This is a genomic window from Paraburkholderia oxyphila NBRC 105797, from assembly GCF_000685075.1.
In the GTDB taxonomy this organism is placed as follows: Bacteria; Pseudomonadota; Gammaproteobacteria; order Burkholderiales; family Burkholderiaceae; genus Paraburkholderia; species Paraburkholderia oxyphila.
Genome location: NZ_BAYD01000084.1, coordinates 34,614 through 45,872, shown reverse-complemented (window position 1 = coordinate 45,872; position 11,259 = coordinate 34,614). Strand labels below are relative to the sequence as shown.

Below are 11,259 nucleotides of genomic sequence, written 5' to 3'. Positions count from 1 at the left end.
CCGCGAAAACAAGTTAAGGCCAAAACAGCAAAGCACACCGAAAGAATCCAGAAATCAGAGCATCAAAACATTCAAATAGAGGAGTCAACGCAATGACGAGCCCAATTGAACCGGGACATGGAGCCACGCTCTCCGACCGAGCGGACGCGCTAGAGCACCAGATGATCGCGGATCTCGACCGCCGAGTGGTGAAATCTGTAATCTACACATCGGGCGACCGCGACCCGACACAAGCCGTCCCACCACCGCCCGGCACGGGCCACTTCATGATGGGCGACGACACGCGCCTCGCAAAGATGCCAGAGGCCCCCACGCTCCTCGACTTCTTCAAGCACCGCTTCGGCCCAGCAAACCACGTGCTACAAAGCGCGACCCACGCGCTAAAAGCCGGCCAAAGCGAAAAAATCGTGCTGGCATGCCTGCTCCACGACATCAGCGTGGCAGGCTTCATCCGCGGCGACCATGGCTACTGGGGCGCACAAATGATCGCGCCCTACGTAGATGAAGAAGTGAGCTGGGCCATCAAGTACCACCAGGCGCTGCGCTTCTTCGCAGACGAGTCGGTAGGCTACGCCTACCCCGAAGCCTATATCCGCTACTTCGGCGACGCCTACGAACCCGAGCCATACATCAAGCGCGATTACGAATACGCGCGCAATCACAAGTGGTACTTGTCGAGCCGCTCGATCACGCTGCACGATGTGTACTCGTTCGACCCGAACGCGAAGGTGAGCCTCGACGATTTCGTCGACATCATCGGCCGCAATTTCCGCCAGCCGAAGGAAGGCCTCGGCTTCGACAACAGTTCTTCGGCGCACATCTGGCGCACGATCATCTGGCCGACGAAGTTTCTCTAACCACACGCTTCTCTGATTACATGCGCGCGGCGCGTGCCGCGCACCGCTCATTGACCGCTGCGCTCGACGCAGCACCGCAAAGGTGCCTCATATGACTACCGAACTGCGCCCCTTGGCGCCGGCCTGGATTGGCTCGCTCAAACCGTATCAGGCAGGCAAGCCCATCGAAGAAACCGCACGCGAATTCGGCTTGCCCGAAGCGAGCATCATCAAGCTCGCCTCGAACGAGAATCCGCTCGGCATGCCGCCCAAAGCGCGCGCGGCGATCGACGCCATCATCCAGGGCGGCGCGCGCTACCCCGATCCGAATGGCCACGCCTTGAAGGTTGCGCTCGCACGCAAGTACGGCGTCGAGAAGAACTGGCTCACGCTCGGCAACGGGTCCAGTGACATCCTCGAACTCGTCGCGCGTGCCTTCCTGCAGCCCGCGCGCGCCGATGACGACTGCAATGCGGTCTCCTCGCAATACGCGTTCATGGCCTGGCAGAACGCCGTGAAGGCAACGGGCGCGCGCCTCGTCTCCGTGCCCGCGAAGGACTATGGCCACGACCTCGACGCGATGGCGCAAGCCGTGAGTGCATCGACGCGTGTCGTGTATGTGGCCAATCCGAACAACCCCACCGGCACGTTCTTTACTGAGGCGGCGCTCTGCGCCTTCCTCGACCGTATTCCGGCCAATGTCATCGTGCTGCTCGACGAGGCGTACAACGAGTACCTCGAGCCCGCGCTGCGCTACGACAGCGCGGCGCTCGTGCGGCGCTATCCGAACCTCGTGGTCTCGCGCACTTTCTCCAAGGCGTTCGGCCTGGCGGGCCTGCGCGTGGGCTTCGCGATTGCGACGCCGCACGTCACCGACCTGCTGAACCGCGTGCGCCAGACCTTCAACGTGAACTCGCTCGCCCAGGCGGCTGCAATTGCGGCGCTCGACGACAGCGCTTATCTCGACGAGTCCTGGCGCCTGAACCGCGAAGGCATGGCGCGCTTTTACGAAGTCTGCCGCGAGCTGCGCCTCGAATACGTCGAGAGCCAGGGCAACTTCGTGATGATCAAGGTGGGCAACTCGGCGGAGCTGTTCGACGCGCTGCTGCGGCGCGGGATCATCGTGCGCAAGATCACCGACTACGGTCTGGGGGAATGGCTGCGCATCACGGTGGGGCTGCCCGAGGAAAACGAGCGCTTCTTCGCCGCGCTACGCGAGTTGACGGCAGTTAATGCGTGATTTGCCCGCGGGCGCCGATGCCTCACTCACATCAGGCACGGCACCCGCGCCGCACATTCGGAGCAGAAAAACACAAGTCGCATAACTTAAACTGTATTATAGTTATATCAAAATACCGGCCGCGCTTTGCATCTGCGTCATAGCCTGCGCGGTGCCGGACGGCAGCGGCGGGCGCGATGCGACCCGCGCGCCAGGCGCATTCCCCCGATGGAGCGAGACATTCCATGCTTGAATTCATTTTGCGGCGGCTGTTGCAGAGCGTACTCGCGCTCTGGGCCATGTCGCTGCTGGTCTTTGCCGGTGTCTACGTGGTGGGCGACCCCATCGCGCTGATGGTCCCCGATAGCGCGACGCCGGAAATGCGTACACAGATCATCGCGTCGCTGGGCCTCGATCAGCCCGCGTGGCTGCAGTACTGGCACTTCCTCACGCATTCGCTGCATGGCGACTTCGGCACGTCGTTCCTGACCGGCGCGCCCGTGGCGCAGATGATCCTGGCGCGCATGCCGGCCACGCTCGAGTTGAGCGTGATCGCCATGCTGATGGCCATCGTGATCGGCATTCCGCTCGGCATGTATGCGGGCCTGCGCCCCGAGAAGCTGTCCTCGCGCCTCATCACCGCGTCCTCGACAATCGGCTTCAGTCTGCCAACCTTCTGGGTCGGGCTGATCATGATCCTCGTGTGCTCGGTGCTGCTCGGCTGGCTGCCGTCGGGCGGGCGCGGCGCCACGCGCTCGCTGCTGGGCATGCAGGTGAGCTTTCTGACGCTCGATGGCTGGAAGCATCTGATCCTGCCCGCCTTCAACCTCGCGCTCTTCAATATCGCGCTCATCATCCGGCTCGCGTATTCGTCCACGCGCGAAGCGGCGCTTACCGACTACGTGAAGTTCGCGCGTGCGAAGGGGCTGAGCGCGTCGCGCATCGTTGGCGTGCACATCCTCAAGAACATCATGATTCCGCTCGTGACGGTCATCGGCATCAACCTCGGCGGCCTGATCGCGTTCTCGATCGTGACGGAAACCGTGTTCGCCTGGCCCGGCATGGGCAAGCTGCTGATCGATTCGATCAACGGGCTCGACCGGCCCGTGGTGATCGCCTATCTGTTGACGGTGGCGGCCATCTACATGCTGATCAATCTCGTCGTCGACATTCTGTATTCGCTGCTCGATCCGCGCATTTCAGTCGCGGCACAAGGGGAATGACATGGCACACACGACAGGTACGGCCATGACCGAGCCGTCCACTGAAGCGGCCGCGCTGGCCAGGCCCGAGCGTCCCGCACGCATGGGTGGCCAGATCGCCGCGTTCTGGGCCGAGTTCAGCCAGAGCAAGCTCGCGGTCGCGGGGCTCGTGCTGTTTCTCGCGATCGCCGTTCTGGCGGTGCTCGCGCCGTGGGTGGCGCCGCAGAATCCGTACGATCTCGCGCAGCTCGACATTGGCGATTCGCAGCTGCCGCCGCTCGCGCACGCCGGCATGAGCCACCACATCTACTGGCTCGGCACCGACGACCAGGGCCGCGACATGCTCTCGGCGATCCTCTACGGCATGCGCACGAGCCTCTATGTGAGCGTGGCCTGCACGGTGCTCGCCATGATCGTGGGCGTGGCGCTCGGCCTCTTCGGCGCGTTCTACAGCGGCGCCGTGGATGCGTTCATCATGCGGCTTGCCGACATTCAGCTTTCGTTTCCCTCGATCCTGATCGCACTCGTGTTCATCGCGGCGTTCGGCAAGGGCGTCGACAAGATCGTCTACGCACTCGTGCTCGTGCAGTGGGCCGTGTATGCGCGCACCGCGCGCGGATCGGCGCTCGTGGAATTGCGCAAGGAGTACGTGGAGGCGGCGCGGTGCCTGAAGCTCAGCGACACGCGCATTCTCTTTCGCCACGTGCTGCCGAACTGCGTGCCGCCGCTGCTCGTCGTCGCGACGGTGCAGATGGCGACCACGATCTCGCTCGAAGCCACGCTGTCGTTTCTCGGCCTGGGCCTGCCGATCACCGAGCCTTCGCTCGGACTCCTGATTTCCAACGGCTACAACTATCTGCTGTCCGGCTCGTACTGGATCAGCGTGTTTCCCGGCGTCGCGCTGCTCGTCCTGATGCTGTGCCTGAATCTCATGGCCGACCGGCTGCGCGACGTGCTCAATCCGAGGTTGAAGAAATGAACGCGCCCGCATTGCAGGTGGATAATCTTTGCACGCACTTCACGACGCCGCGCGGTGTCGTGCGGGCCGTGAACGGCGTGAGCTTCAGCGTCGGGCGCGGCGAGATACTCGGTGTGGTGGGGGAATCGGGATCGGGCAAGTCGCAGACCGGCTACTCGATCATGGGGCTCATCGACGCGCCGGGCAAGATCGTGGGCGGCAGCATCCGGCTCGCGGGCGAGGAGTTGCGGGGTTTGAGCGAGGCGCAGTGGCGGCGCATCCGCGGCAATCGTATCGCGATGATCTTCCAGGACCCGATGATGACGCTCAACCCGGTGCTGCGCATCGACACGCAAATGGTCGAGGCCGTGCTCGCGCACCGCAAGATGAGCCGGCGCGCGGCGCTGGACGAGGCACGCGCCGCGCTCGTGCAGGTGGGCATTCCGGCGCCCGACGAACGTCTGCGCGCGTATCCGCATCAGTTCTCGGGCGGCATGCGCCAGCGTGTGGCGATCGCGATCGCGCTCATCAACCGGCCCGACGTGGTGATCGCCGACGAGCCCACCACGGCGCTCGACGTCACGATCCAGGCGCAGATCCTGGGCGAGATCCAGCAACTGTGCCGCAACCGCGGCACCGCGCTGATCTGGATCACGCACGATCTCTCGGTGGTGGCGGGGCTCGTCGATCGCGTCTGCGTGATGTACGGCGGCCGCATCGTCGAGCAGGGCAGTGTCGACCAGGTGCTCGACGCGCCGCGTCACCCTTACACACGCGGGCTGATGGATTCGATCCCGAGCCGTAATCCGAAAGGGGCCATGCTGCGCCAGATTCCGGGCGCGCCGCTTTCGCTGCTCAACGCGGGCGAGGGCTGCGCGTTTCGCACCCGTTGTGGCCACGCTGCGCCTGAATGCGCGCACGAAATACCCGAAACCGCTGGCGAGGGCGGACACACGTTCCGCTGCATCCGCCCGATTGTCGACGCACACGAGGAGATGGCATGAGCGCATTGCTAGAATTGCGCAACGTCACGAAGACATTTGCACCGAGGCAGGACGCGATCGGGCGCTTCGTCAACACGCTGACCCGCAGGCAGCCGCCCAGGGGCGTGCAGGCCGTGACGGATCTTAGCCTGCGTATCGACAAGGGCGAAGTCGTGGGGCTCGTGGGTGAGTCCGGTTGCGGGAAGTCGACGGTCGGGCGGCTCGTGGCGGGCGCCTATTGGCCCACGAGCGGGCAGCGGCTCTGGCAGGACGTCGATCTCGCCACGCTCGGCCGGCGCGAGCGCAATCGCACGGAACTCGCCATCCAGATGGTCTTTCAGGATCCCTACGCATCGCTGAATCCGCGCATGCGCGCCGTGGACATCGTTGCCGAAGGGGCGCACGTGCACGGCTTGATCCGCAAGAGCGAGGCGCGCGATTTCGTGGCGGGGCTGTTCGAGCGCGTGGGGCTCTCGCCCGACACGATGGACCGCTTCGCGCACCAGTTCTCGGGCGGCCAGCGCGCGCGCATCGGCATCGCGCGGGCGCTCGCGGTGAATCCGAAGTTCCTCGTCTGCGACGAGTCGGTGGCCGCGCTCGACGTGTCGATCCAGGCGCAGGTGCTCAACCTGTTCATCCGGCTGCGCGAGGAGCTGGGGCTGACTTATCTCTTCATCAGCCACGATCTTGGCGTGGTGCGCCATATCGCCGATCGCATCGTCGTGATGTATCTGGGCACAATCGTGGAATCTGGGCCCACGGAAGCGGTCTATCGCGAGCCGCGGCATCCCTATACGCAGGCGCTCCTCGCCGAGGTGCCCGCACTCGACAAGCGCAAGAAGACGTTCTGCGCGATCGAGGGCGAGATTCCCTCGCCGCTGAATCCGCCGTCGGGCTGCCGGTTTCACCCGCGCTGTCCCAAGGCCATTGCGCTTTGCTCGCAGCGCGCGCCCGAGCTGCGCTGCACGGGCGATGGGCAGCTCGTGGCGTGTCATTTGGCCGACTGAGGGCGCGACCGACTGACGAGCGCGGCGCGGACCACGCGGCGATTGATGTTGCCGCGTGGTCCGCGCAGACTGTCGGCGTCACACGTAACATTACGCATCGAAAGCAATACTACACAAAACCTTCATCGATATGCCCGCATGGGGCAGTAGGATAGGCGGCCCTACTCCCGTTGAACGCACCATGCCAGAAGTCGCCTATCCTCAGACAAGTAATCTGAGCCTTCGAAGACGCCAGCTCGGCTATGCCGTTTTCATCGCGCTCATTGTGAGCGGCGCGGTCTTCGTTGCGACCCACCTGGTCACGGATCTTCGCCCCGTCAAGGAAGGTTCGTTCCTTCCGTATGTCCTGCTGGGCACGGCATTGCTGATCGCGCTCGGATTCGAGTTCGTGAACGGTTTCCACGACACCTCGAATGCCGTGGCCACGGTCATCTATACCAATTCGCTCGACCCGCATCTCGCGGTGATCTGGTCCGGGCTGTGGAATTTTCTTGGCGTGCTCGTGTCGACCGGCGCAGTCGCGTTCGGCATCCTGCAGCTGCTGCCTGTCGAGCTGATCTTGCAGGTTGGCCAGAGCTCGGGCTTTGCCATGGTGTTCGCGCTGCTCATTGCTGCGATTGTCTGGAATCTCGGGACGTGGTACTTCGGCCTGCCGTCGTCGAGCTCGCATACGCTGGTCGGTTCGATCATCGGCGTGGGACTCGCGAACCAGTTGATGCAGGGGCCGTCGGGCACGAGCGGCGTCGACTGGAATCAGGCGCTCGGCGTCGGCAAGGCGCTGCTGTTTTCACCGCTGGTGGGGTTTCTGCTCTCGGCGCTGCTGCTCGTCGCGCTCAAGGCGATCGTGCGCGTGCCGAAGCTCTACGAAGCCCCCCAAGGTGACGCGCCGCCGCCCTTCTGGATTCGTGCGCTGCTGATCTTGACCTGCACCGGCGTGTCGTTCGCGCACGGTTCGAATGATGGCCAAAAAGGCATGGGACTCATCATGCTGATCCTGATCGGCACGGTGCCGACCGCCTATGCGTTGAACAAGGCCGTCACGCCTGCTGAAACGCAGACCTTCATCACACTCGCTCACGAAGCGTCCGCCGCGCTCGCGAACTACACCAATGGGCACGCGCCATCTGCCAATCCCCGCAAGGATGTCGAAGCGTATATCCAGACCCATCGCATGACTGCCGGGACGGTGCCCGCGCTCAAGCAGTTGACGGACCGCATCGCGGATGAGGTTGATCAGTCGGGGATCGCCAACGTCCCGCAGAATCTCGTCGACAACGTGCGCAACAACATGTATCTCGCGGCAGAGGCCATTCAATTGATGGAGCAGTCCAAAGCCGTTGCGTTTTCGGCGGAAGATCAGGGCGCCATCGACGCGTACAGAAAAGCAATGGACCATGCGACGAAGTTCATCCCGATTTGGGTCAAGGTTGCGGTGGCCATGGCGCTGGGCCTTGGCACCATGGTGGGCTGGAAGCGCATCGTGGTGACGGTAGGCGAAAAGATCGGCAAACAGCATCTGTCCTATGGCCAGGGTGCAGCGGCCGAGTCCGTTGCCATGCTGACGATTGGCGCGGCGGACGTCTGGGGCTTGCCGGTATCCACCACGCACGTGCTGGCCTCAGGGGTAGCCGGGACGATGACGGCGAACGGCTCCGGGCTGCAACGCAGTACGGTACGCAATCTCGTGCTCGCATGGGTCCTTACGCTGCCCGCTTCGATTACATTGGCCGCTGTCCTTTACTGGGCGTTTCATCGCGTATTTTAGGCCCTGGCCGTGTAACGTCCGCCTCGTGCACCGTCGTGCCCGTGGTCCGCGCGCAGCGGCGCGCGGTAAGCCCCTTGCCTTCGTGCAGATAGCCCAAAAAGGCAACGCCGGCTTTCGCCGGCGTTGCCTTTTTTGACGAAAGCGCCCAACCGGGCGCGCAAGCCCCGCCTAGAACTTGTGCCGCATACCAATGCGCGCGACCACCTGCTTGTTCGTGCTCGACGGCGCGAGCGTGAGGATGGCCGCATGCGTATCGTCGCCGCTCGCCTGCTCGTAATTCGCCTCGACATAAACGTCGGTGCGCTTCGACAGGAAATAATCGACGCCAGCCGACACTTGCCCCCAGTGCGAATCCTCGAGCTTCGTCCACGTATAGCCCGCGCCCGCTACCAGCGCCGGCGTGAAGTGATAGAGCAGGCTGCCTTCCACGGTGCTCAGCGTTGCGCCGTTCCCCTGGTAAGAGATGCGCGTGCCCGTGTAGTTCGCCATCACGCCGAATTTGCCGAACGAGTAGCTGCCGCCCACACCCCATGATTTCAGGCTGTCCGCAACGAACGAGCCGGTCACGGGCTGCCCGAAGATCGACGTGACGCCCAGGTCGCTGGCCGGGTTGATCTGGAAGTTGTTGACGTCCGTATAGGCGGCGCCGAGGCTGAGCGGCCCATTATCGTAGGTCAGGCCGAAGCTCATCGAGCTCTTCTGGTGGAAGTCGCCGGCCTGGTTGCCGAAACCGTACATCGCACCGGCCGTGAAGCCGCCGAAATTGTTGCTCACGAACTTGACGGTGTTGTCGAGCCGGTCGCCCGACACGCGATCGTAATCGCCTGGATGGAACGCGTAGACGCCTGCCACATAGGCGATCGAGTAGTTGCCGATCACGTCGCCCATGAAGTCGTATTGATGGCCCATCGTCAGCGTGCCAATGCGGTTCGACAGCCCCACGTAGGCCTGGCGCCCGAAAATGCCGCCCTGGTCGAGCGCGCCCGTGTTCAGGTCATAGCCGTTTTCGAGCTTGAAGAGCGCCTTCAATCCGCCGCCCAGATCCTCGGTGCCCATGAAGCCGAGCCGGTTGCCCTGCTGCACGCCGGTATCCATGCGCCACGCCGCGCCCCCGCCGGTGTTGTTCACGTAGCTGATGCCCGCGTCGAGAATCCCGTAGATCGTCACGCTGCTCTGCGCGTGCGCGGCCGAAGCAAAGGCGCAAAGCGCCGCGGCTGCGAGAGGGGCCGCGAGGGTCTTCTTCATCGATTGTCTCCTTATGTGGATAGTGTGGGCCAGTTCGGCCTCGAGTTGCTGCGCTTTCTGTGGCGCGCTTGTGTGTTGATGGTCCTGCGCCACACAACCATTGCGGGCATTGCGCTTTTGCAGACAGTGCCCATCGAGCGTGCGTTGCGTGCCGATGAGGACCGCACACGCTGCTTGACTTCGGTCAAAGTGTATAACGATAATATAGTTATACAGAAATATTTTTTGCACCCGGTTCCGGATGCGTCGTGATGCGGGTGCTGGCGGGAGCAGGTCGTGGCTCCCTCAATAAAGCGTTACCCTTGCGGGTTTCGCACACACAGGAGACGAAAGATGGCAAGAAGGTGGCGGGAGTGGCGGCTGGCAATGGCGGCCGGTGTGATCGCGCTGGGCGCATTCGCGCAGCAGCCGGCGGGGGCGGCGGAGTTCAAATACGGCGTGAGCGCGGACGTCACGTCGCTCGACCCGCAGTTCGCCAATCTGCCCGGCAACCGCAATGTCGCGCGCAATGTATTCGAGCCGCTGATCGACCTGTCGCCCGACGGGCGTCTGCAGCCGGGGCTGGCGCTGTCGTGGAAGCCGCTCGACGACAAGACGTGGGAGATCCGTCTGCGCCACGACGTGAAGTTCCAGGACGGCACACCGTTCACGGCCGAAGACGCGGTGTACTCGCTGCAACGCCCTGAAACGCTCACGAATTCGCCAGCCACGTTCGGCGTGTTCACCAAGGACATCGTCAAGGCGGAGGCGGTCGATCCGTACACGCTGAAGCTCACGACGTCGCGGCCACTCGCCGTGCTGCCCAACTATCTTTCGATGATCTTCATGGTCTCGAAGAAGGACACGCAGGGCGTGAAGAGCGAAGCCTTCGAAACGGGCAAGGGGCTGGTGGGCACGGGGCCGTACAAGTTCGCGCGCTTCGTGCGCGGCGACCGCGTCGAGCTCGTTCGCAACGACAGCTACTGGGGGCCGAAGCCCGCTTACGACAAGGTGACGGTGCGTATCCTGCCGAATGCGGCGGCGCGCGTGGCGGCGGTGCTCTCGGGCGATGTCGATGCGGTCATCGACGTGCCGAGCGCCGACGTGCAGCGCGTGAAGGCCGACAAGAATCTGCAGGTCTACACGAAGCCGAGCACGCTGATGGTCTTCTGGGTCATGAACCAGCTCGCCGACAACGCGCCGTATGTCACCGACAACAACGGCAAGCCGCTCGGCAAGAATCCGTTCAAGGACGTGCGCGTGCGCCGCGCGTTCTCGCTCGCGATCAATCGCCAGCTGCTGGTGGACCGCGTGCTCAAGGGCCTCGGCGTGGCCACGCAGAACAGCGTGCCGAGCACGATGTTCGGCTACAACCCGGCCTTGCCGCCCGATCCGTACCAGCCCGATGAAGCGAAGAAGCTGCTGGCCGAGGCGGGTTACCCGGCGTGCTTCTCGCTGACGCTGTTCGCGCCGAACGACCGCTACGTCAACGACTCGCAGCTCGCGCAGGCGGTGGCGCAGATGCTCACGCGAATTGGCTGCCATACGAGCGTGGAAACGCAGCCGATGGGGACCTTCATTTCGCGCGTCAATCAGCTCCAACTGGGCTTCTTCATGATCGGCTGGGGCGCCGACGCCGGCGACATGGGCGTGCAGCTCGAATCGCTGTTCTCGAACCCGACCAACAATCCGTTCCGCAAGATCAACATCCAGACCTACGATTCGCCGAACTTCTGGAAGCCGCTGAACGAAGGTCTCGCGACGGTCGACGATGCGAAGCGCGAAGCGCTGTACCGGCAGACCGCGCAAGTCCTGCATGACGAGGTGGGCATCATCCCGACGCATCTGCAGGTCTCGACCTATGCCGCGCGCGCGGGCATTCATGTGGTTCCGCGCATCGATTCGCAACTGTACGGCTTCGACGCCGCACCGGCGAAGTAAGCCGCGCAAGGGCGGCGCGCGTCAGGGGCCAGCGCGCCGCCCGCAAGCCGGAACCTGGAGCGAGCGATAAAGGTTCGAAGCAGGGAAATCGGTAAGGATTGCTTGTCATATTGAATGTGCAGAC

At 63.6% G+C, this 11,259-nt stretch carries 9 protein-coding genes; 8 read left to right on the top strand and 1 reads right to left on the bottom strand.

Annotated features, from left to right (window positions below):
• Positions 1–92: 92 nt before the first annotated feature.
• From BO1_RS35745 to BO1_RS35715, 7 genes are all read left to right on the top strand, one after another.
• Entirely contained in the window at positions 93–857 is a 765-nt protein-coding gene (locus BO1_RS35745) for an HD domain-containing protein (RefSeq protein ID WP_028221669.1), read from the top strand.
• Positions 858–948: 91 nt separating this feature from the next.
• The gene (gene hisC, locus BO1_RS35740; RefSeq protein WP_028221668.1) at positions 949–2,076 is read left to right on the top strand and encodes a histidinol-phosphate transaminase; all 1,128 of its coding nucleotides are present in this window, start codon (positions 949–951) and stop codon (positions 2,074–2,076) included.
• A 224-nt stretch (positions 2,077–2,300) separates the two neighbouring features.
• Positions 2,301–3,278 carry an ABC transporter permease gene (locus tag BO1_RS35735; RefSeq protein ID WP_028221667.1) on the top strand — a complete coding sequence of 326 codons (978 nt, stop codon included), beginning with the start codon at positions 2,301–2,303 and terminating at the stop codon, positions 3,276–3,278.
• A gap of 25 nt (positions 3,279–3,303) precedes the next feature.
• The gene (locus BO1_RS35730) at positions 3,304–4,236 is read left to right on the top strand and encodes an ABC transporter permease (RefSeq protein ID WP_028221666.1); all 933 of its coding nucleotides are present in this window, start codon (positions 3,304–3,306) and stop codon (positions 4,234–4,236) included.
• Positions 4,233–5,219 carry an ABC transporter ATP-binding protein gene (locus BO1_RS35725; RefSeq protein WP_028221665.1) on the top strand — a complete coding sequence of 329 codons (987 nt, stop codon included), beginning with the start codon at positions 4,233–4,235 and terminating at the stop codon, positions 5,217–5,219. Before BO1_RS35730 ends, BO1_RS35725 begins: the two co-directional genes overlap by 4 nt.
• Positions 5,216–6,205: an ABC transporter ATP-binding protein gene (locus tag BO1_RS35720; RefSeq protein ID WP_028221664.1), complete on the top strand. Its 990-nt coding sequence runs from the start codon at positions 5,216–5,218 to the stop codon at positions 6,203–6,205. The genes BO1_RS35725 and BO1_RS35720 overlap by 4 nt, the downstream gene beginning before the upstream one ends.
• A gap of 181 nt (positions 6,206–6,386) precedes the next feature.
• Positions 6,387–7,970, top strand: a complete 1,584-nt coding sequence (locus tag BO1_RS35715; RefSeq protein ID WP_028221663.1) for an inorganic phosphate transporter — start codon at positions 6,387–6,389, stop codon at positions 7,968–7,970.
• A 168-nt stretch (positions 7,971–8,138) separates the two neighbouring features.
• Here BO1_RS35715 and BO1_RS35710 read toward each other — a convergent pair whose 3' ends face one another.
• Positions 8,139–9,215, bottom strand: a complete 1,077-nt coding sequence (locus tag BO1_RS35710) for a porin (RefSeq protein WP_028221662.1) — start codon at positions 9,213–9,215, stop codon at positions 8,139–8,141.
• 333 nt (positions 9,216–9,548) lie between these two features.
• Between BO1_RS35710 and BO1_RS35700 the strand changes: the two genes are divergently transcribed.
• Complete coding sequence (locus BO1_RS35700; protein WP_084688458.1) at positions 9,549–11,135, top strand: ABC transporter substrate-binding protein; 1,587 nt, start codon at positions 9,549–9,551, stop codon at positions 11,133–11,135.
• Positions 11,136–11,259 lie beyond the last annotated feature (124 nt).

Excerpts from the sequence above, each read along its gene's own strand:
- BO1_RS35745 (WP_028221669.1), top strand. The coding sequence starts at position 93 with ATGACGAGCCCAATTGAACCGGGACATGGAGCCACGCTCTCCGACCGA.
- hisC (WP_028221668.1), top strand. The coding sequence starts at position 949 with ATGACTACCGAACTGCGCCCCTTGGCGCCGGCCTGGATTGGCTCGCTC.
- BO1_RS35735 (WP_028221667.1), top strand. The coding sequence starts at position 2,301 with ATGCTTGAATTCATTTTGCGGCGGCTGTTGCAGAGCGTACTCGCGCTC.
- BO1_RS35730 (WP_028221666.1), top strand. The coding sequence starts at position 3,304 with ATGACCGAGCCGTCCACTGAAGCGGCCGCGCTGGCCAGGCCCGAGCGT.
- BO1_RS35725 (WP_028221665.1), top strand. The coding sequence starts at position 4,233 with ATGAACGCGCCCGCATTGCAGGTGGATAATCTTTGCACGCACTTCACG.
- BO1_RS35720 (WP_028221664.1), top strand. The coding sequence starts at position 5,216 with ATGAGCGCATTGCTAGAATTGCGCAACGTCACGAAGACATTTGCACCG.
- BO1_RS35715 (WP_028221663.1), top strand. The coding sequence starts at position 6,387 with ATGCCAGAAGTCGCCTATCCTCAGACAAGTAATCTGAGCCTTCGAAGA.
- BO1_RS35710 (WP_028221662.1), bottom strand. The coding sequence starts at position 9,215 with ATGAAGAAGACCCTCGCGGCCCCTCTCGCAGCCGCGGCGCTTTGCGCC.
- BO1_RS35700 (WP_084688458.1), top strand. The coding sequence starts at position 9,549 with ATGGCAAGAAGGTGGCGGGAGTGGCGGCTGGCAATGGCGGCCGGTGTG.